The sequence below is a fragment of the Sphaerobacter thermophilus DSM 20745 genome (genome assembly GCF_000024985.1).
Classification (GTDB): Bacteria; Chloroflexota; Chloroflexia; order Thermomicrobiales; family Thermomicrobiaceae; genus Sphaerobacter; species Sphaerobacter thermophilus.
On record NC_013523.1, the window covers coordinates 498,556 to 519,380 of the forward strand.

Annotated in this window: 13 protein-coding genes and 1 tRNA gene; 6 read left to right on the top strand and 8 right to left on the bottom strand. The window is 67.1% G+C overall.

Annotated elements, in window-relative coordinates; genetic code table 11:
* The first annotated feature begins 16 nt into the window (after nt 1-16).
* From STHE_RS18675 to STHE_RS02225, 5 genes are read left to right on the top strand one after another with little or no spacing between them, the layout of a single operon-like run.
* Nucleotides 17-2,053: an Ig-like domain repeat protein gene (locus tag STHE_RS18675; RefSeq protein ID WP_148219876.1), complete on the top strand. Its 2,037-nt coding sequence runs from the start codon at nt 17-19 to the stop codon at nt 2,051-2,053.
* Nucleotides 2,050-3,927: an ArnT family glycosyltransferase gene (locus STHE_RS02210; protein ID WP_012870935.1), complete on the top strand. Its 1,878-nt coding sequence runs from the start codon at nt 2,050-2,052 to the stop codon at nt 3,925-3,927. The genes STHE_RS18675 and STHE_RS02210 overlap by 4 nt, the downstream gene beginning before the upstream one ends.
* Nucleotides 3,928-3,936: 9 nt before the next feature.
* A complete protein-coding gene (locus STHE_RS02215) occupies nt 3,937-4,809 on the top strand; it encodes a hypothetical protein (protein ID WP_148219877.1) in 873 nt (290 codons plus the stop codon).
* A 42-nt stretch (nt 4,810-4,851) separates the two neighbouring features.
* Nucleotides 4,852-7,386, top strand: a complete 2,535-nt coding sequence (locus STHE_RS17720) for a CBM96 family carbohydrate-binding protein (RefSeq protein ID WP_012870937.1) — start codon at nt 4,852-4,854, stop codon at nt 7,384-7,386.
* A 27-nt stretch (nt 7,387-7,413) separates the two neighbouring features.
* A complete protein-coding gene (locus STHE_RS02225; protein ID WP_012870938.1) occupies nt 7,414-8,835 on the top strand; it encodes a CBM96 family carbohydrate-binding protein in 1,422 nt (473 codons plus the stop codon).
* A gap of 82 nt (nt 8,836-8,917) precedes the next feature.
* On the opposite strand, the gene STHE_RS02230 is transcribed toward STHE_RS02225, so the two are convergent.
* The gene (locus STHE_RS02230) at nt 8,918-10,816 is read right to left on the bottom strand and encodes a peptide ABC transporter substrate-binding protein (protein ID WP_012870939.1); all 1,899 of its coding nucleotides are present in this window, start codon (nt 10,814-10,816) and stop codon (nt 8,918-8,920) included.
* A gap of 315 nt (nt 10,817-11,131) precedes the next feature.
* On the opposite strand from STHE_RS02230, the gene STHE_RS02235 reads away from it, so the two are divergent.
* A complete protein-coding gene (locus STHE_RS02235) occupies nt 11,132-12,106 on the top strand; it encodes a dipeptidase (RefSeq protein WP_012870940.1) in 975 nt (324 codons plus the stop codon).
* A 146-nt stretch (nt 12,107-12,252) separates the two neighbouring features.
* Here the strand turns inward: STHE_RS02235 and thrS are convergent, their stop codons facing one another.
* The 7 genes from thrS to STHE_RS02270 all read right to left on the bottom strand — a co-directional run bounded on the left by thrS (nt 12,253) and on the right by STHE_RS02270 (nt 20,704).
* Entirely contained in the window at nt 12,253-14,043 is a 1,791-nt protein-coding gene (gene thrS, locus STHE_RS02240; protein ID WP_012870941.1) for a threonine--tRNA ligase, read from the bottom strand.
* A gap of 583 nt (nt 14,044-14,626) precedes the next feature.
* A tRNA-Val gene (locus STHE_RS02245) sits at nt 14,627-14,703 on the bottom strand.
* 225 nt (nt 14,704-14,928) lie between these two features.
* Nucleotides 14,929-15,348, bottom strand: a complete 420-nt coding sequence (locus STHE_RS02250; protein ID WP_012870943.1) for a reverse transcriptase-like protein — start codon at nt 15,346-15,348, stop codon at nt 14,929-14,931.
* A gap of 89 nt (nt 15,349-15,437) precedes the next feature.
* Nucleotides 15,438-17,519, bottom strand: a complete 2,082-nt coding sequence (fusA, locus tag STHE_RS02255; RefSeq protein ID WP_012870944.1) for an elongation factor G — start codon at nt 17,517-17,519, stop codon at nt 15,438-15,440.
* A 207-nt stretch (nt 17,520-17,726) separates the two neighbouring features.
* Complete coding sequence (locus STHE_RS02260) at nt 17,727-18,500, bottom strand: type III pantothenate kinase (protein WP_012870945.1); 774 nt, start codon at nt 18,498-18,500, stop codon at nt 17,727-17,729.
* A gap of 87 nt (nt 18,501-18,587) precedes the next feature.
* Complete coding sequence (gene queG / locus STHE_RS02265; protein WP_012870946.1) at nt 18,588-19,751, bottom strand: tRNA epoxyqueuosine(34) reductase QueG; 1,164 nt, start codon at nt 19,749-19,751, stop codon at nt 18,588-18,590.
* Complete coding sequence (locus tag STHE_RS02270; protein WP_012870947.1) at nt 19,748-20,704, bottom strand: carbohydrate kinase family protein; 957 nt, start codon at nt 20,702-20,704, stop codon at nt 19,748-19,750. The genes queG and STHE_RS02270 overlap by 4 nt, the downstream gene beginning before the upstream one ends.
* Between the last annotated feature and the right edge of the window lie 121 nt (nt 20,705-20,825).

The window sequence follows — 20,825 nt, forward strand, 5'->3', positions numbered from 1 at the left end:
CGTCGGGGTGTCTCGCGTGCGCCGGGGAGTCGTGCTGCTCGGGATGATCCTCCTGCTCGCCCTGGCGCGCGGGCCGGACCATGCCGCGGCCGTCGATGGGGTCGAGCTAGCGCTAGAGGTGCCGCCGACGATCCAGGTCGGCGACGACATCCCAATCATGGTGCGGCTGACCGCGTCCGGCGCGCCGCTCTCCGGGCAGATCGTCGAACTCCGCGTCGACGACCAGATTGCGATGCGCGCCGTGACGGGGCCGGACGGCGCTGCCGGGTTCCAGGTGCGGGGAACCCTGGCCGCTGGGGACTATGCGTTCGTCGCGAGCTTCCCAGGCACCGATACGCTGGCGACGGCGACCACGGCTGCGACCGTCACGGTCGAGCCGGCGATGCTCGAGATCCGTACCGTGCCGAGCCTGCCCGGTGTCACCTTCACCCTGGACGGCCACCCCTTCGCCGCGGATGCGGAGGGCATCGCGCGGTTCCCCATCTCGCAGCCGGGTACATTCCGGCTCGAGGCCCCGCCGCGTGCGGACCTGAGCACAACCCAGCGAGCGGACTTCAGTCGCTGGTCGGACGATGTCTACGTCGGCTTCCGCGACATTACCATCCCAGGCCAACGGCGGCTGGTTGCCGGGTTCCTGGTGAGCTATCTGACCAACCTGACCTTTGCTGACGCTGAGGGGGAGTTCGTCCCGCCGACGCGCATCAGCTCGATCAGGGTGAGGACCGCGCAGGGGCAGACCCTCGATCTGGACCCGCAGGTCGCGCAGTGGCTCCCGGCGACGACCGTGGTGAAGACGCCGGCAGGGCTCCGCGCCCAGCCGGTCCGCTACTCGGTGCAAGAGGTCATCGTCGATGGGATCCGCACGGTGCGCCGGGGCGAGGTCACCTTCACGCTGCGGCCCGAGGTGGCCCCCAGCATTCCCCTCTCCCTACATCGCATCACCGTGGCCGGCCGGGCGACCCTGCTGGGCGACCGCGTCGGCACGGGTGTCGTGCTGCAGCATCCGGATGGCACGAGGGAGTACCGGCCGTATGACGAGACGGGGGCCGCTACCTTCGATGGCCTGCCGATCGGGACCTACCGCGCGTGGATCCTCGGCGCCGGGGGCTATGCTCGGGCGCAACTCTTCGACCTGGTGCCGGGGGCGACTATTACGATCCCGGTGATCACCTATTTCCTGATGGGGCTGGTGCTGGCGATCCCGGTGGGCCTCCTCTTTGCCCTTCTGGTGGTGTCAGGCACGCGAGTCGGGCGCTTCCTGCCGGCCGGTGTAGGGCAGCCCGTGGGGATCGCCAGGCGCTTCATGTACGGCGTCGCGGGTGTCGCGGCGGTGGTGGGGGTCATCGGGCTCGGTTACGGGCTGACCGCCGTGCATGGTTCATGGCTGCTGACCCCAGACCGCCTGCTCCAACCTGCAGAAACGCTCGCCGCGACGTGGGACGCCGAGCCGGAGCCCACCGCGACTGCGGTGGTCCCGGCGTCGGAGACCCGCCCGGCCGTGGAGGTAGCCGAGGTATTCCGGCGGCTGTGGAACGCCAGCGGCGGCCCGCGAGTATTCGGCAGGCCAGTGGGCGCCGCCTATCAGCAGGTCGACGCCGAGACCGGGGTGACGCTCACGATCCAGTACTTCGATCGGGCGCGCTTCGAGCTGCATCCGCACCTGGCCGGGACCCGCTACGAGATCCAGCTTGGTCGCTTGGGCTGGGAGGAAGCTGCGCGTCGTGGTCTGCTCGGGACCGAGCCGTTCCAGCCCGTCCCGGCCGCCACGGCGGAGCAGTCGGCGAACTGCGACTACTTCCCTACGACCGGGCACCGAGTCTGTGGACACTTCCGCACCTTCTGGCGCAACAACGGCCTGCGCCTCGGGGATTCCGGGATCAGCTTCAGGGAGTCGCTCGCGCTTTTCGGTTATCCGATCAGCGAAGAGTTCCCCGATCCCGACACCGGACTGATCGTGCAGTACTTCGAGCGTGCCCGGCTGGAGTACCGGCCGGAGCAGGCCGGTACCCCGGGCGAAGTGACTCTCGGTGAACTGGAGGGGATCGATCCATGAGGAGATGGGGCCGGCTGGCGGAGCGTCGCCGGGCGGCTTGGGAGGTGGCAGCGTTACTCGCGATCACCGCACTGGCCGCGACGGCGCGCCTCTGGGATCTCGGGGCCATCGGCCTCCGAGGCGACGAGGCGGTCTATGCCGGGCAGGCGGCCGTCCTGGCCGGGGACCAGGAACTCAAGCGGTACTTCATGCTGATGTCGCGCGGCAATTCCAACTTCCTGCTGTACCAGTACGTGCTCGCGGCCGTCTACTGGCTGTTTGGCGTGACCGACGTCCTGGCGCGGGTGGTTGCCGCCGTGTTCAGTATGCTCGCCGTGCCCGTGACCTATGCCATCGGTCGGACGCTCTATGGTCGTGCCACTGGGCTGATCGCCGCGCTCCTGCTGGCCGTGAGCGGGTACGCGATCTTTCTTGGACGGCTGGCGCTGCTCGATTCGACCCTCACATTCTGCGTGGCGCTCGCCATCTATTGCGGTGCCCGGTGGGTGTGCGGCGGCGGGGACCGCTGGCTCTACGCCTTTGCCGCGGCCGCGGGGTTCGCGGTGGACGCGAAGGTCACCGGCGTGCTCGTCCTGCCGGTGCTGGGCCTGGTTCTCCTCCTGACACACGGTTACTCCCGCCTGACGGTCCGATCGGTTGCGATAAGCGCCGTGGTGTTCCTGGTCTGCCTCGCGCCTGCCTTCTACCAATTGTTCAAGTACGGCTCGCTGTACTTCGCCTTCCTCGGAGACAGCATCCGCCGGGTGAGCCACGTGCCCTGGTACTACTACCCGAGGGTGCTCGCCCACTACGACGGGTACGTGCTCCTGGTGCTGGCGCCGGTGGGCCTGGTGGTGGCGGCCATTCGGCGGAGCGTCGGGGACATCGTGCTGGCGGCCTGGATCCTCGTCATCGGCGTCTTCCAGCAGACGTACCCGCTAAAGGCGTTCAACTACCTGCTGCCGCTGGTGCCGGCACTGGCGCTCCTTGGGGCGCGGGCGCTCGAGCAAGCGCTCGGTGTTGTGCGCAGGTCCTGGGTGCCGGCCGCGGCCGCCGTCACCATCGTGCTGGCGGCATCGCTGCCGCCCGTCTGGTCGGCGGTGCACGTCGACGACTACGCGGGCATGCGGGAGGCGGCCTACTGGTTGAAGGAGAACACCCCACCCGACGCGGGGGTCATGACCATATCCCAGGGCTCCGCGCAGTATGTTCTTGCCTTCTATGCCCGACGCGACGCTTACCCCTTCGGTCGCTTCCGCCTGGCGACCATCCTCCCCGGCGGGACTGTTGTGCATCCGAGCCTCCGCTCCGACGCGACACCGCGGGACTGGGTGGTGCTCTGGCCACCGCGCTTGCTGGCCTCCGGTGACGTCTCCTATCTGGTCTTCTACACCAACGCAGGCGACGATCCGCCGGAGGACCCCATCGTCCGTAGCTCGACGCAGCGCCAGTTCCAACGCCTGGTGGAGGACTACGGCGGTGAACTCGTGCATACCGTCTATCACAACCGCGAGCCGCGGGTCTGGATTTACCAGGTAACCAAGCGGCTGCCGCAGTCGGAGATCGCGTTCTCGGTGGAGCGGGATGCCATGCGGATCGAGGGCCGCGGCTTCCGGCTCAACGCGCCCGTGTCGCTTTACTACCGGGGTGAGTTCCTGGCAGAGGTGCAGGCCGACGAACGCGGGGACTTCGTGACCACGGTGCCGGTTCCGGCCACGGCCGGTCCGGTGTTTTACCTCGTCGGGGTCGACAGTGCCGGCAACTATGCGTCCACGACCGGACGGCACATCTGGGGCGACATTGCCATGGAGCCCGACGCCGGTACGACAGCCGACGTGGAACCGCCACCGGCCGTGGCCCAGGAGCTGGGGGCGGCGAATGTGAGGGGAGAGTGAGTGCAACGCATGGTTCCAGAGGCTGAGCACCAGTGGGAACGGATCGCATATCTGCTCCGCGAGGGGCGACTCACGCGCCGTGAGTTGTTGCAGGTGGTCCAGGTGGTCATGGGGACCTCCGCATTCGCGGCGGTGGCCGCCGCCTGCGGGAGGCCGAGTTCCGCGGCGGTCACGCTCCCGGACGTGACCGGGACTGAGGAGCCGATCCCGGTCGAGCGGCGCGATATCTTCGAGCATGTGCATCAACCGACGCGGCTGCAACTCGTCAGTGAGTCAGTGGCGGTCAGCGGTGTCGTGGAGCGGACCACGTACAACCCGTACGACGGGGATCACAAGGTCTACGTGAAGCTGGACCCGCAGTATGAGCACCTGCTTCGGCCAACCAACCACGGGCTGCTGGTTGCCGAAGTCATCGCGACTGACGAGCCGACTGTCTACATCCCGCAGCCGGGCGAGCACGCGACGCTCCACGGGCCGCTGGTGCTCGATCGGGGGCACGATCACTGGGCAGAGATCCATCCCTGCTGGCTGATCACGACCGACTCCATCACCGGGCCATTGGAGCCGCGCCGGACGCTCCGGGTTGAGGTCGAGGCGCCGGAGGAGGTGGTGGTGGGGCGACCGTGGCCGGTGGCCGTTCGTGTGGTGCCGGAGCACGGGGGGGACGGCTCTGGGTTGACCGGCGTGCACCTCTTCCTGGAGTTGATCGCCGCCACCGGCGTCACGGTCCGGTGGAAGGCGGCGCGGACGAACATGCTGGGGGAGGCCCCGGTGCGGCTAGCGAGCCTGGTGCGAGCGGGCGAGTACACCTTGTACGTGCACGCCGCGAAGGGTCAGGACATGGGCGAAGCGGAGATCGGCTTGCGCGTTCGACGGCGGTAGTGAGAGATCGCCTAGTTGGCGATCTCCGAGGAGGAGGGCCCCATGCTGGGATCATCGCGGCGGCGCAACTGGCTGTTGGTGCTCATCCTCACCCTCAGCACCGGCTTGGTCGGTGCCCACGGTCCGTCGGTGCAGGCCGCACCCGGGCCGGAGTTGCGTCTGCGCGCGGTGGCTGTGGGGACGAACGAGGTGGACCTGTCGTGGACACTGGAACCCGACACACCCGTGGCGGGTTTTCTCATCCGGCGGTCGGGTCAAGACCTCGCCACTGTCGAGGGGACCGCCCGCACCTACGTGGACACGACCGTCGAGCCGACTCGCACCTACGTGTACATGCTGGAGGCGCGCGACGAGCACGGTAAGACCATCGCGCAATCGAGGCCGGCCCGAGTCAAGGCGCCAGGGCGACCCGAGCGGACCGACCGGATGCCGCCCTCCCCGCCCGTCGACTTCACCGTGGAGCCAACCGACGCCGGGAATCTGCTCGACTGGTACGACGCCAGCGACGACTCCGACGTCACCGGCTACCGGATCTACCGCGACGGCCAGCTACTGGCCACGGTGGACGGGGCCACCCTCAGCTACCTGGATACCACCGCCGACCCGGCGAACAACCACACCTATGAAGTCGAGACACTCGACCCGGTGGGACACAAATCGCAGCGAGCGCGACGAGACGCGCCCCGGCGGGAGAACGGCCCGCGGATCCGTGTGACGCCGCAGGTCGAGGAGTCCAGCACCGCCGCAGTGGCCACGTTCCAGGCCGTCGGCTATGCCCCGCAACTGATGCGCTACCCCTACCTGACCGATGTTGTCGACCGGTACGCCACGATCAACTGGGCGACGGACCGCTCGCAGACGACCGGATCGGCTCGGTGGGGTGAGGTGCAGAGCGACGGCTCCTGCACCCCGGTCAACACCGTCACGGCCACGCGGACATCGATCACGGTGAACTCCGTGCCGGAGTACCAGTGGAAAGCGATGCTGACGCTGGAGCCGGACAAGCAGTATTGTTACCGCGTCTACCTCGGCACGATCGATCTGCTCGGCAGCGACCCGTCGCCGCGCTTCTGGACCCAGGTCCCGGCCGGGTCGACCGAGCCCTTCTCGTTCGTGGTCTTTGGGGACTGGGGGTACACCAACAGCGAGGGGACCAACCCCGATCAGGCCGCCCTGATGCAACGGATCGCGGAGAGCGGGGCCCGCTTCGCCCTGACCGTTGGGGACAACGCCTACGCAGCGGGCAGCCAGAAGAACTACGGCGATCTGGTCCAGACCGGCCCGTCGGTCAGCAACGTCTTCGGTCCTCAGTTCTGGACGGTGCCCGGTCGATCGATCCCGATCTTCCCGGCGACGGGGAACCATGGCTATGCGAGTGCCAACAACCCCCATCCGCATCTGGTCAACTTCCCGCAGGACCGGGCGGTCGCGCTCTCAAGCGGCAAGTATGTCCGAGAGACCTACTGCTGCCTGAATGGGACCGATCCAGGCGACTACCCGAGCGCCTGGTACGCGTTCGATGCCGGGACCGCGCGTATCTACGTCCTGACCGCTGCCTGGGCGGACGCGAACGTCGGCAACGCCACCATGTACAAGAACGACTACGACTACCACTGGACCGTGTCGAGCGAGGAGTACCAGTGGCTGGAGCAGGACCTGGCAGCGCACCCGGATCAGGTCAAACTCGCCGTGCTCCACTTCCCGCTCTACTCCGACAGCTCCGCGCAGCAGTCGGACACGTTCCTCCAGGGGCCGGACAGCCTGGAGGGCCTGCTCGGGCGCTACGGGGTGAAGATTGCCTTTACCGGCCATGCGCACTTCTACCAGCGAAACCACGCCAACGCGGATGGTCTGGTCACCTACATCACCGGCGGGGGCGGGGCGAAGGTTGCCTCGGTGAACCACTGCAGCCCCTTCAACGCCTATGCCATTGGCTGGTCCTTCTCGAAGAATCAGGGGAGTAGTTGCAACGCGCCGCCACCCACGAGCCCGCAGCAGGTCTATCACTTCCTTCTGGTCACCGTGGACGGTACCACGATCACGGTGACACCGACGGATGAGAATGGCCGCACGTTCGACGTGCAGACGTACACCGCGGACGGCAGCGGCGGGGGTGGTGGCACCTATCGGTTCGCGCCGGAGGCGGATAGCTGGGTGGACGAGGCGACGCCTGACACCAACTACGGTACCTCCGCGCGCCTGCGGACGGATACGTCCCCGGATCGGCGGGAGGCGTTCCTGCGCTTTGCCGTCAACGGCCTGACCGGGTCGGTCACCAGCGCGAAGCTCCGCCTCTACGTCAGCGACGGGTCAAGCAACGGCCCGGCCGTGTACGCGACCAGCAACGATTGGAGCGAGGCGGGGCTGACCTGGACCAACAAACCGGGGCCGATCGGCGCACCCAGCGACGACCTGGGATCGATCGCGAAGGACACCTGGGTTGAACTGGACGTGACGCCGTTGGTGACGGGCAATGGGACGTACAGCTTTATCCTCGTGCCGACCTCGAGTGATGGGGCGGATTTCCACTCGCGCCAGGGGTCGAACAAGCCGCAGTTGGTGGTCACGACTGGCTAGCCGGAGGCGAGGAGAGGACGGCCGTCGATGAGACGGTGGAAACTCCGGTATCTCATCGCCGTGGTCGGGGCGCTGGCTTTCCTGGCGCTCGGACCACGGCTGCTCATCGACGCGCTGACGTCCGCGACGGAGCGGCCCGACGGGCCGGTGGCACAGGTGTCGACGCTGCGGTTCACGCCGGTGGCCGACACCTATGTGAACGAGGCGCATCCGCACACATCGTACGGCGATAGGCTCGACTTCGACGTGGACGGGAAGCCGGTCAAGGAAGCCTATCTAATGTTCAACCTGTCGGGCATCGATGGGCTCGTCACCTCGGCCAAGCTGCGCTTGCTGGTCACCAATGCCAGCCCCCATAGCGGTGGGTCGATTCGGCAGGTGAGCGACACCACCTGGTCCGAGACCGAGATGACGTTCAAGAAGCGGCCTATGATCGACGGGCCGGTGCTCTCGACGCTGGGCCCGGTGGAGAAAGGGCAGGTCGTCACCTTCGACGTGACGCGCGCGGATCTCCGGAATGGGCTCGTCAGCTTCGCGATGACCTCGCACAGGCAGGACGGCGTTGAGTATGCGTCGCGCGAGTCGCCCAATAGCCCGGAACTGGTCATTACGGTCACGACGGGCGGAAGCGGGGTCACGACTGTCCGGTCGACTTCCCCGCCTGGCGACCCGGTCCTGGTGGGCGCCGGGGACATCGCCTCGTGCCGCAGCAACGGGGCGCGCGAGACGGCGCGGCTCATCGCCTCGATTCCAGGCACTGTCTTCACCGCGGGCGACCACGCCTACCCGGACGGTACAGCCCGCCAGTTCGCAGAATGCTACGGGCCGACGTGGGGGCTCTTCAAAGAACGGACCCGCCCGGCGCCGGGCAACCACGACTACCGGACAGAAGGCGCACGGCCGTACTTCGAGTACTTCGGCGAGAACGCCGGGCCGCCGGGTCGCGGCTACTACTCCTACAGCCTCGGGACGTGGCGCATTCTGGTGATCGACTCGAACATCGCGGTCGACAAGGAGTCACCCCAGTACGCCTGGCTTCAGCAGGAACTGACCGCGAATCCGGTCATCTGCACGCTGGCCATCTGGCACCACCCGCGCTTTAGCTCCGCCAAGCATGGGAGCCAGAAGAAGATGGCGTCCATCTGGGAACTTCTGTACGCCCACCACGTGGACGTTGTCATCAATGGCCATGACCACGTCTACGAGCGCCTTGAGCCGATGGATGCCGATGGCAACCGAGACGATGAGCATGGCATCCGCACGTTCGTGGTCGGAACCGGCGGTGTAGGGCTCTACAAGTTCGGCACGCCATTGGCGACCAGCGAGGTACGGGATAACGATACCCTCGGCGTGCTCAAACTGACCCTGCACGACGGCAGCTACGACTGGGAGTTCATCCCGGTCCCTGGCGGCTCCTTCACCGACTCCGGTACGGGCACGTGCCACTGACACATACCACCTGGCACGACGGCCGGGCGAATGTCGCCGGGCCCGGCGTTTAGCCGGGCCCGACTCCGCTGCCCTGAACCGGCTACTCCTCGAAGTACCAGTTCTCGATGTCGTAGCCCGTCGGCTCGAAGGTCGATCGTTGAATCCCCTTGAGGCGGTGGGAGACGGCGTTGGCCCCGTTGCGATGCACCAGGGGGATCCGCACGATCTCGTTCACCACCAGGTCGTTCATGGCGATGAACAGCTCGGCCTGTCGTTCCGGGTCGAGCTCGGTCCTGGCCTGCTGGTAGAGCTCGTTGAACTCCTCATTGACCCACCGGTGGAAGTTGCGTCCGGACCAGTTATTCGACTGCTGCGCCAGATCGTTGTCCGGATCGTCGGACTTGAAGCTGGCCATGAAGTCGAGCGGATAGAGGCTCGTCGGGCCGTTGGTGAAGATCTGGAGATCGCAGTAGAAGTGGCTGTAGGTGTCCGGGTTGCCGGCATCCGAGGAGAAGAAGACGGCCGATTCGACCGCCTTGAGCTCGGTCCGAATGCCCAACTGCTCCCAGCTTGCTTTCAGGATTTCCTGCTGCCGCTGCCGAACTGGGTTGACGGTCGTCGAGAGAACAACGGCGAGCTGTCGGCCATCCTTCTCCCGGTAGTCGCCGTTCTTCACCCAACCCGCCTCGTCGAGCAGCCGACCGGCTTCCTCGAGGTCATACCTGAACGACGTGTTCGGTGAGACGAACTGTGGCGGCGCGTTGAGGACGTTGGCGGTCGGCCTCCCGGTCTCACCGTACAGCACATCGGCGATCGTTTGGCGATCGCATGCGAGGGCGAGAGCCTGACGCACGAGCGGGTCACTGAGGAACGGGTGGGTGGTTGAAGGCTCGGACCGTGCGCCGTTGACCTCGACATTGGGGTCCGCGAAGTTGACCATGATCTGCTCGGCGCTCGCCCCGGGGGTGACGACGATGCTCCCCAGGTTTCCTTGGTTCAGAGACTCGAGGACCTGCTTCTCCACCTGGATGTTCCACGCGAGATCGGCCTCGCCCGTCTGCAGCACGGCGCGGGCCGCGGATGTGGCATCGCCGCCGCCCTTCCACTCGATACGCCGGAAGTACGGCTTGTCTGGCTCGCGGAAGTTCTCGTTGAGTTCGAAGAGTACAACGTCGCCGGGCCGGAACTCGACTACCTTGTACGGCCCGGTGCCGATCGGCTGGAGGTTGAAGGGTGCCTCCCGCGCTCGTTCGCCGACGTAGTCCTTCATGATGTGTTCGGGCAGGATGCCGCCCTTGAAGCCGCCGACGAAGGGGTTGAACCACCCCGGGGTGGGTTCGTGGAAGTGCACCGTGACGGTGTAGTCGTCGACGATCTCGACGTCCCTGATGATTTGGTACACCGCCTGGTTGGGCGAGCTGTTATCCGGGTTGGAAACCCACTCCCAGGTGAAGCGCACGTCCCGGGCGGTGAAGGGTTCCCCGTCGGACCACACTACTCCTTGCTTGAGCTTGTAGGTCACGCTCATACCGTCGGGCGCAACGCCGCCGTTCTCGAGCGACGGCACCTCCGCCGCCAGGACGGGGCCAAGCGAACCGTCCGGGTTGATGTTCAGCAGCGGTTCGGTGACGAGGCGTGAGGGGAGGGTGTCCTTGTCACCCGTCGACAGGTGCGTGTTCAGGATGGTCGGGGCCTGCCAGAACAGCATCCGGAGCAGATCACCCTGGCCCCGACCCCGGCCACCGCTGGTGGAGTCGCTGCTGGAGTCAGAGGTCGGCGACGCCGCACCGGTGCCGGTGTCCGTGGTCGCGGTCGTGGCACCCCCGGTATCACCGGTCGGGGCGGCGCCTTCGGCCCCACCGCAGGCCGCCAACAGACTGGCGATGACCGGGGCCGTGAGGCCCAACGCCGCGGCCCGCTTCAACACCTCTCGTCGCGTGAGTTGTCCGTTGAGAATCGCCGCGCGAAGTGCGCGTTCGTTGAGGATCGTGTGATCCACGGACGCCACCTCCCTGGTTCTCTGGGGCACCGCAGTGCCGAACCGCATTGTGATGTGCCGTATGCGTCTTCTTGTACGTATCAAGCACCAAAAAGGATCTCAAGACATAACCAATTCCTTACCGATCGGTACTGACCTGTTCGTGCCCCGGCATGGTATGACCGTTGGTATGACCTGACCGGCTGGGCGCTTGCCGGGTGCCAGCGATCCGGCTAGGATGCTCCGCGTTGACGCTCGAACCGGCTGGCCTGCTGCTCCAGGTGGGGCCGCCGGATGCAGGTAGTGGCAGCGTTGCGGGAGGAGAGGACGCCCTTCATGGTGGCGGAACGACCCACGGTCCCCGTGATCGACGGGCATACCGACTACTTGTTGTCGTTGATTGAGACGAAGCGGAGCTTCCTGGAGGAGTCGACGACTGGGCACGTCGACCTCCCGCGGGCACGCCGGGGTGGGATCGGCGCGATGCTGAGTGCGGTCTTCATCCTGGACGAAGACCTGCCGCAACACGCGCTGATCCAGACCCTGCGTGCGGTCGATCTCCTGCACCGCGTGGTGGCGGAGTCCAACGGGCAGATCGAGTTGATCCGGAGTTACCAGCAACTGGTCGACTGCCTGGAGCGCGGGGTGTTCGGGGCGATCCTGCACTACGAGGGGGCTGAGGCGATCGACCCGGAGTTCGCGGTGCTGCGGCTCTCGTACGAGTTGGGTCTCCGCTCGCTCGGGCTCACCTGGAGCCGGCCGAACATCTTTGCCGAGGGCGTGGGGCAGGCGAACCGGGGCAACGGACTGACCGGGCTGGGCCGGGAACTGGTGCGACAATGCAACGCAATGGGCATCCTGATTGACGTCTCGCACTTGAACGAGCCGGGCTTCTGGGACGTCGTGGAGGTCAGCGAGAAGCCGTTCGTCGCCAGCCACTCCAACGCCCGCGCGCTGTGCGACCACGACCGGAACCTGACCGATGAGCAGATCCGGGCGCTGGCCGAGAAGGGCGGGCTGATGGGGATCAACTACCACGTCGGCTTCCTGGTGGCCGGTGCCGAGACAGGGGCTGAGGTGCCGTTGAGTGTGCTGGTGGACCACATCGACCACATCGTGCGTCTGGTCGGGGTGGACCATGTGGCGCTGGGGTCGGACTTCGACGGCGCGACGATGCCCGACGAGCTGAAGGACGCGGCGCACACGCCGAACCTGATCGCCGAGTTGTCGCGCCGGGGTTACAGCGACGACGCGATCGAGAAGATCTGCTCAGGCAACTGGCTGCGCGTGCTGCGCGAAGTGTGGGTGTAGCGGATACTCCTCACCCCCTGCCCTCCTCTCCCACAAGGGGAGAGGGGATCCAGGGCGAGTGTTGCGTGTTGCGTATTGCGTACTGCGTACTGCGTATTTGTCCCCTCTCCCAGGATTGGGAGAGGGGACATTACTGAGGGCCGCCGTTACTCCGCCGCGCGCGTGAGGGCCAGCGACTTGGTGTCGTTCATCTCCTTGGCGAGGGCGATGAACTCGTCCACCGGCATCGCGCCGAGGTTCTCGTTCGTCCGGAGCCGCACAGCGACTGTGCCGGCCTCGGCCTCCTTGTCGCCCACCACGAGCATGTAGGGGATGCGCTGGAGCTGGGCGCGTCGGATCTTGGCCTGCATCCGGTCGTTGCTGTCGTTGACCTCGACGCGCAGGTCCGCTTCCTTCAGCCGCGCAGCGACCTCATGCGCGTACGGCACGTGCCGATCGGCGATCGGGATGACCTCGGCCTGGACAGGCGCCAGCCACACCGGGAAGGCCCCGGCGTAGTGCTCGATCAACCCGCCGACGAAGCGCTCCATCGAGCCGAGGACCGTGCGGTGGACCATGACGACCCGGTGCCGCTCGCCGTCCTCTCCGACGTACGTGGCGTCGAATCGCTCCGGCAGGTTGAAGTCGACCTGGATCGTCGGGCCCGTCCACTCGCGGCCGAGCGAGTCGAGGAACTTGATGTCGATCTTCGGGCCGTAGAACGCCCCGGCGCCGGGGTCGATCTCGTACGGTATCCCCATATTGCGGAGGGCGTTGGCCAGCGTCTCCGTCGCTCGCTCCCAGTTCTCATCGCTGCCGATCGACTTTTCCGGTCGTGTGGCGAGGAAGGCTTCGTACTCGTAGCCGAAGACGCGGGCGAAGTAGAGCGCCAGATCGAGCACGCCCTTGATCTCATCCTCCAACTGGTCCGGGCGGCAGAAGATGTGGGCGTCATCCTGCGTGAAGCCGCGGACGCGCAGCATGCCGTGGAGCGTGCCGCTGCGCTCGTAGCGGTAGACCGTGCCCAGCTCGGCCAGCCGGATTGGCAGGTCGCGGTACGAGCGGACCTGGCTGTTGTAGATCATGATGTGCCCGGGGCAGTTCATCGGCTTGAGGTAGTAGGGTGCCCCTTCGATGTCCATCGGCGAGTACATGTTCTCCTGGTACGTCTCCAGGTGCCCGCTCTTCCGGTAGATGTCGCCGCTGGCGATGTGCGGCGTGTAGACGAGCTGGTAGCCACGCGCCAGGTGCTCCTCCGTCTCGAAGCGCTCGATCAGGTGGCGGATCATCGCGCCCTTCGGGTGCCACAGGATCAGCCCGGCGCCAATGTCTTCGTTTACCGAGAAGAGGTCAAGCTCCCGGCCGAGCCGCCGGTGGTCGCGCCGCTGGGCTTCCTCCAGCCGGTGGAGGTAGTCCTGCAGCTCCTCCTCCGACCGCCAGGACGTGCCATAGATGCGCTGGAGCATCGGGCGCTTCTCGTCGCCGCGCCAGTAGGCCCCGGCCACATTGAGCAGCTTGAAGTGGCCGATCTGTGACGTGTTGTCCACATGCGGCCCGCGGCAGAGGTCCGTGAAGCTGTCCTGCGTGTACGTCGAGATAACGGCGTCCTCCGGCAGGTCCTGGATGATCTCGATCTTGTAGGGCTGGTCGGCGAACAGCTTGAGCGCTTCCTCACGGGAGACTTCACGGCGCTCGAACGGGTAGGCTCCCTGCTTGATCTCCCGCATCCGCTCCTCGATCTTGCCCAGGTCGTCGGGCGTCAGCGAGCGGGGCAGGTCAAAGTCATAGTAGAAGCCGTTCTCGATGGCGGGACCGATGGCGAGCTTGGCGCCCGGGAACATCTCCAGGACAGCCTGCGCCATGACATGCGCCGCGGAGTGGCGCATCCTGGCGAGCTCAAGTTCTTCCTGGTTCTCAACGTCGACCTGAAGGTCCATCTCTTCCGCGATCTGCGACATCAGGTGCTCCTTTGGGTTATGCGTTATTCGTCAAACGTCAGGGGGACTGCGTCATTCGTGTTGCGTGTTCCGTGTTCCGTACCTCTCCTCTCTCCCCTGGTGGGAGAGGGGCTGGGGGTGAGGGGGACGTGTGACGCATGACGCATGACGCATCACGCATGACGTCCACCTCTCGACGCAGCACGGTTCACGCAACACGGTTCTCAGTGTCATCCTCAGTCATGGCCACCGTCCCTCCGCGTACATGCGTGAAACGAAAAACGCCTGCCATCCGAAGGGACGGCAGGCGCGGCCTGACGTGGTTCCACCCTACTTCCGCCGCCCGGCACGGGCCGTGGCGGCGCTCAGGGTGCCCGATAACGGGGGCTACCGGATCCGGCTAATGACCCTGTGGGCGTTCGCCGGTCAGCTCACGGGTGGTTTTCTCCGGGCCGGTTACGGGTGGGGCTTGCAGCCGGTGGCCCCGCCTCTCTGGACGTCCGTTGCCCGGGTACTCGTCCCGCTCAACGCCGTTGCGCTGTATTGCGGCCCATCCGGGCCGCGTCTGGAACGAAAGAACCGCCAGGAGGTCCTGACGGGTGTCTGGTGGGCGGTACTAGACTCGAACTAGTGACCTCCACGATGTCAACGTGGCGCTCTAACCGACTGAGCTAACCGCCCGTCTCAGCGGGGAGAGTATACCACAGCGCCCGGTGAGCTGCAATTGAGGCGTCGGATTCGGCGGGAGAGCGGCCCTCACCCCCGACCCCTCTCCCAACTTTGGGAGAGGGGCGTCAGGCAAGGGGTTCGGCATTCCATGGTCGCTCCTGGGGCGAAGCCAAGGCGCCGATACTTCGGTGCTAACCTCGTCACGAAGCACGGAACACGCAACACGCACTACGTGCCTCAGTGCCCCAGCACGCGGACGGTTTGATCGCGCGGTTGCCAGGCGATGTCGCGGCGGCCGAAGCGGGCGACGAGGGCGGAGGCGCGGGCGTGGAGGGGCTTGAGGTCAGGGTGGCGGACCTTCCAGCGGCCGGTGAGTTGTTCGACGAGGAGCTGGCTGTCGGTGCGGATCTGCAGGCAGAGGTCTTCGGGACGCTGGCCGAGGGCGGCAGCGCGCTCGATGGCAGCATTGATGGCGGCGATGAGGGTGCGGTACTCCGCCTGGTTGTTGGTCACGCCGTCGCCGAACTCAAGGCGGACGACCTGGCTGGCGCCGGTGCGGTCCGAGAGCCGGTAGCTGCCGTAGCCGCGGCCGGGATTGCCCAGCGAGCCGCCGTCGCAGACGATGGACAGGTCCGGGTCGCACTGCTTGGAAACCACGCGCGATCCTCTCTCGATACACGATGTACCCTCACCCCGCCGGTGGCATCACCGGCAGGAGTGAGGGTACACGTGTCAGTCGTGGGGTGCTAGGCGTGCGCCTCCACGCGCGCCTTGGCGGCCGCGACGATCTGCTCCGTCAGGTGCGGCGGCACAGGCTGGTAGTGGCTGAACTCCACGGTGAAGGAGCCGCGGCCCTGCGTGATCGAGCGTAGATCGGTCGCGTACCGCTGGATCTCGGCGGCCGGCACCATCGCCTCGATGGTGGTCATACCGTTCTCCCCGGGGGTCATGCCCTGGAGCTGGGCGCGCTTTCCGTTCAGGTCGCTCATGACGTCGCCCATGTAGCTCTCGGGCACGGTCACCCGCAGGTGCATGACCGGCTCGAGGAGGATCGGCTTGGCCTGCTGGGCGGCCTTCTTGAACGCCTGAGCTGCGGCGATCTTGAAGGCCATTTCCGATGAGTCGACCGAGTGGTAGGAGCCATCGGTGAGCGTGACCTTGATGTTGACCATGGGGTAGCCGGCCAGCAGCCCCTCTTCCATGGCCTCGCGCACGCCCTTCTCGACGGCCGGGATGAACTGCTTCGGGACCACGCCACCGACGATCTGTTCGGCGAATTCGAAGTCGGCGTCGGGCAGCGGCTCGAGGTCGAGGAAGACGTGGCCGTACTGGCCGTGGCCGCCGGTCTGCTTCTTGTGCTTGTACTCGACGCCGCGCACCGGCACGGAGATCGTCTCGCGGTAGGCGACCTGCGGCAGTCCCAGCTCGACGTTGACGCCGAACTTGCGGGCCATGCGGTCGAGCGCGATCTGGACGTGCGACTCGCCCAGGCCGGAGATGATCGTCTCGCCCGTGCGTGCGTCGCGGGAGACCTGGAGCGTCGGGTCCTCCTCGATCAGCCGCTGGATCGCCGTGCCCATCTTGTCCAGGTCGCTCTTGGTCTTGGGCGAGACCGCGGCAGAGAAGGCGGGATGCGGGAAGGTGATTCCCGGAAGGGTGAAGCGCCGCTGGGCGTCGCTGAGTGTGTCGCCTGTCCCTGTCACCTGTAGCTTGGCGACCGCGCCGATGTCGCCCGCCATGATCTCGGAGACGCTGATCTGCTCCTTGCCGCGCATGACGTAGAGCTGGCCGATGCGCTCGTCCTGCCCCTTGCTGGTGTTCAGGACGTGGCTGTCGGACGTGACCCGGCCCGAGAAGACGCGGAAGTAAGAGAGCTTCCCGACGTACGGGTCGGCCACGGTCTTGAAGACGAGCGCTGCCAACGGCCCGTCCGGATCGGGCGTCAGGGTGACGTCGTTACCGTCGGCGTCGTTCGCGACGGCGCTGTTCGGGCTCGGGAAGCAGTCGACGATGGCGTCGAGCAGGAAGGTGACGCCCTTGAGCGCCGTGGCGGCAGTGACAAAGACGGGGACGATGCTGCCGTCAGCGATACCGGCCTTGAGCCCCTGGCGCAGCTCGTCGACGCTGATCTCGTCGTCCTCCAGGTAGCGCATCATGAGCTCTTCATCGTTCTCACAGATGCGCTCGACGAGCGTTGTGCGGTGGGTTTCGACAGCGTCGGCGAGGTCGGCGGGGATGTCGATCGGGGTCACGCTGCCGTCCTTGCCGTCGCCGAACTGGTAGGCCTGGCGGCTAAGCAGGTCGATGAAGCCGTTGAAGGACTTCTCGGCGCCGATCGGGAGCTGGACCGGAACAACCGCGCTGCCGAACGTGGTCTGAGCCGAGCTCAAGCTGTTCTCAAAGTTGGCGTTCTCACGGTCCATCTTGTTGATCACGAGCGCCCGGGGCAGGTTGGCGGATGCCGCTGTATCCCAGACCTGCTCCGTGCCGACCTCGACTCCGGCCGACGCGTCCAGGAGGATGAGCGCCAGGTCGGCGACGCGCATCGCGCCGCGGATCTCACCGACGAAGTCGGCGTAGCCGGGGGCGTCGAGCAGGTTGATCTTGTGGTCGCGCCACTCGACCGGCACCAGGCTGGTGCTGATGGAGATGCCCCGCTTGACCTCATCGGGATCCCAGTCGGAGATCGTGTTTCCCTCCTCGACGCGGCCCAGGCGGGTGGTGGCATGGGTGAGGAAGGCCATGGCCTCGGTCAACGACGTCTTCCCGGCACCGCCGTGCGAGAAGAGGCCGACGTTCCGGATGCTGTCTACCGTGTACGTTTTCACGGGTTCCCTCCACCCAGCGCCCCGTACGGTTGGTAGGGCAATGCCCCGGACCGGGCCGGAGGCGGCTACCGTCACGTTTTGGGGCGGTTACATCAGCGGCACCGTCATTCGGGTGACGCCTGCGACCTTTCGGCGTTACGTATTATATCGCCGCGCGGGATGTGGGCAAGCGGGCTTCCCGGATTGCGTTGGGGCCGGCGTGTGGCGCTACTCGCCGTGGGTGAGGCGCTGGTAGATGAGCCGGAGGCCGGTCAGGGTGAGGTCGGGATCGTAGGCCGGAATTGCCGGGGAGTGGCTTAGGAACAAGCGGCCCAGCCCGCCGGTCGCGATCACGTTGGGCGTCTCGCCCAGCTCCGCGGAAACCCGCGCCAGCAGCCCCTCGATCAGTCCCAGATAGCCGAGCATCGTACCCGATTGGATCGCCTGGCGGGTGTTGCGCCCGATGGCGCGTTCGGGGATGACCAGGTCGACGGCGTGGAGTCGGGCAGCCCGGGCGGTGAGAGCCTCCAGGGCGACGAGCACGCCGGGGGCAATGGCACCGCCGAGATAGTCCCCCTCTGGAGAGACAACATCGAGGGTGGTGGCGGTTCCGAAATCGACGACGACCCAGGCGCCGGGACCGCGGTGGTGTGCGGCGACGGCGTTAGCCAGCCGGTCGGCACCGACCTCCATGGGGTTGTCGACGCGGACCCGGATGCCGAGATCGAGCGCGGCGCTGACCTGGATCGGCTCGCGCCCGAGCCGCTGGGTGATCAGTTCCTGGAACGTGGTAGCGAGTTGGGGAACGCCGCTGGCGACGATGGCGCCCTCGATGCCGCGGAGGTCGATCCTGTCGCCCGCGGCGAGGGTGGTCAGCAGCGCCCACCACTCGTCGGCCATCCGCGCGCGGTCGGTCTCGAAGCGCCAGCTTGTCAGCAGGCGGTCGCCCTGGAAGATACCGACGACGATGTTGGTGTTGCCGATATCGACCGCGAGCAGCATGCGGTCTCCTCCCTCACTCCCCCACACATTGGCCCGAATCCCGGACCGGACGCAGTATAGCCGGTGGGGCGGCGCGCCGGAACCGGGTCAGGCGGCATCGCGGCAGCGGGCGGGAGGTGGGGCGTTGAGGGTGGCCGCGATCTCGGCGCGGACGGCGGGGTCAGGCTCCCGGTCGTGCAGCCGGCGAAGTATCGGGGCTGTCGCAGCGGCGTCGATGCGCGCCATCGCCCACGCGGCGTGTCCGCGGACCAGCGGGATGTCGTGGGTGGCGGCGACTTCCTCCAGCAGGCCCAGGTCGGCGTCGCTGCCGATGTTGCCCAGCGCGACCGCGGCGTTGCGAGCTAGCCCGCCGCGCTTGGCGCGGAGCACGGCCCGCCCGCGATAGACCGTGCGGAACTCCTCTTCGGACATCGTGAGTAGCCAGTGGAGCGAGGGGAAGGCGTGCTCGATACGCTCCGGCTGGACGGCCGGGTCGTCGCTCGGGGCGGCGGCGCCGGTGTAGGGGCAGACCTCCTGGCAGATGTCGCAGCCGAAGACCCAGCTCCCCATGAGTGGTCGCAGGTCACGTGGGATCGGGCCGCGTAGTTCGATGGTCAGGTACGAGATACAGCGGGGCGTGTGGAGCCGGTAGGCGTCCACCAACGCGCCGGTAGGGCAGGCGTCGAGGCAGCGGGTGCAGCGGCCGCACTTTGGCCGGAGCGCCGGGAGTGGCTCGACTTCGATGTCGAGCACCAACTCGCCGAGCATGACCCAGGAGCCATGCCCGGGGACGAGGATCATTGTGTTCTTGCCGTACCAGCCGAGTCCCGAGCGGGCGGCCGCCGCGCGGTCGACGATCCGGGCGGTGTCCACCAGTGCACGGGCCTCGATGGGCCGGCCAAGTTCCTCTTCCAGCCGGGCGTGGAGGTCGCGCATGCGGGTCTTGAGTGTCTTGTGGTAGTCGCGTCCCCAGGCGTAGCGGGAGATGCGCCCGCGAGGGACCCCGTCGTCGGGCGGTGCGACGTCCGGCTGCCAGTAGGGCAGGCCGACGCTGACGATGCTGCGCGCGGTCGGGTGCAGGTTGCGCGGGTCGGCCGAAAAGCGGGCGCGCTCTTCGGTGAACCAGTCGAGCCCGTCCATGTGCCCGGTGCGGATGCGCTCGACCAGCAGTTCGGCCAGGCCATCGAACGGTTCGGCCGTCGTCACGCCCAGAAGCGCCAGCCGGCACTCGGCCGCCAGGCGCCGGAGGCGTGCGTGGGTGATGGCGCTCACCGGTCTGGCCCTCGGACGCGGGCGGACGCGAGGAAGCACTCAACCTCGTCGCGCGTCGGCAGCCCGGCCCGCGCTCCAGGCCGTTGGACGGCGAGTGCGCCCATGGCGTTGGCGAAGCGGCCCATGGTCTCCAAGTCCCAGCGCTCGAGGATGCCGAGTGCGATGCCGGCAGCGAAGGCGTCGCCCGCGCCGGTCGGGTCGACGGCGTCGACGTTGAAGGCCGGGACTGCGTGCGTACCCGCGCGGTCGATCAGGAGGCAGCCGTTTGGTCCACAACTGATGGCGACGAGCCGCGTCTGGGACAGGATCATCTCGTCCCGTAGCACAGCGACTGCCTCATCAAGGTCCGACGTGCCCGTCAGGTAGCACAGCTCGGCGGCGCTGCCGACCAGGTAGTCGTGGCGCAGCGCCAGGTCGAGGCCGGTCTCCGGGTCGAGCGCGGTCAGGTAGACCAGCGGACCGAGCAGCCGGGTGCGCGGCGAGACGTGCATCGGGAGGTCGACGATGAGGCGGCGCAGGGCGGCGTCGTCGATGTCCACGACGACCAGGTCGTGGGCGAAGAACGCCTCAATTGGCAGGTAGTCACCGTGGCGGAGCCGGGCGCCCTGCTGCCAGAAGATGGTGCGCTCGGCGGTCGCGCCGCGGCCGGAGACGACGATCAGGGAGCGGTCGGTCGGTTCCCCGGCGCGGGTGCGCACGTGCTCCACATCGATGCCCTCGGCGGCCAGCTCCGCGCGGAGCTGCTCGCCCTCGGCGTCGTCGCCAACCATCGCCGCGATGGATACGTCGACGCCTAGCCGAGCCAGCGCCACGGCCAGGTTGGTGGTGGTCCCACCTGACTGCTCCAGGGTGTCGCGGACGATCGCGTAGTCGCCGGGCCGGGGGTAATGATCGACAAAGATCAGCCGATCCCAGGATGCCAGCCCGAAGGCCGCGACGCGATAGCGCTTCACCACCCGCCTCCGAACGCCACTGGTGCCTGTACGGCACGGCCTGCCGCGCCGCTGCCCATGCGCGAGGAAGCGGCAACGCCGATCTCCGGATGGCCTGCGCAGACGAAATGATCCGACCGGC

Excerpts from the sequence above, each read along its gene's own strand:
- STHE_RS02210 (WP_012870935.1), top strand. The coding sequence starts at position 2,050 with ATGAGGAGATGGGGCCGGCTGGCGGAGCGTCGCCGGGCGGCTTGGGAG.
- STHE_RS02225 (WP_012870938.1), top strand. The coding sequence starts at position 7,414 with ATGAGACGGTGGAAACTCCGGTATCTCATCGCCGTGGTCGGGGCGCTG.
- STHE_RS02235 (WP_012870940.1), top strand. The coding sequence starts at position 11,132 with ATGGTGGCGGAACGACCCACGGTCCCCGTGATCGACGGGCATACCGAC.
- STHE_RS02260 (WP_012870945.1), bottom strand. The coding sequence starts at position 18,500 with ATGCTGCTCGCGGTCGATATCGGCAACACCAACATCGTCGTCGGTATC.
- STHE_RS17720 (WP_012870937.1), top strand. The coding sequence starts at position 4,852 with ATGCTGGGATCATCGCGGCGGCGCAACTGGCTGTTGGTGCTCATCCTC.
- thrS (WP_012870941.1), bottom strand. The coding sequence starts at position 14,043 with ATGTCGCAGATCGCGGAAGAGATGGACCTTCAGGTCGACGTTGAGAAC.
- STHE_RS02215 (WP_148219877.1), top strand. The coding sequence starts at position 3,937 with ATGGTTCCAGAGGCTGAGCACCAGTGGGAACGGATCGCATATCTGCTC.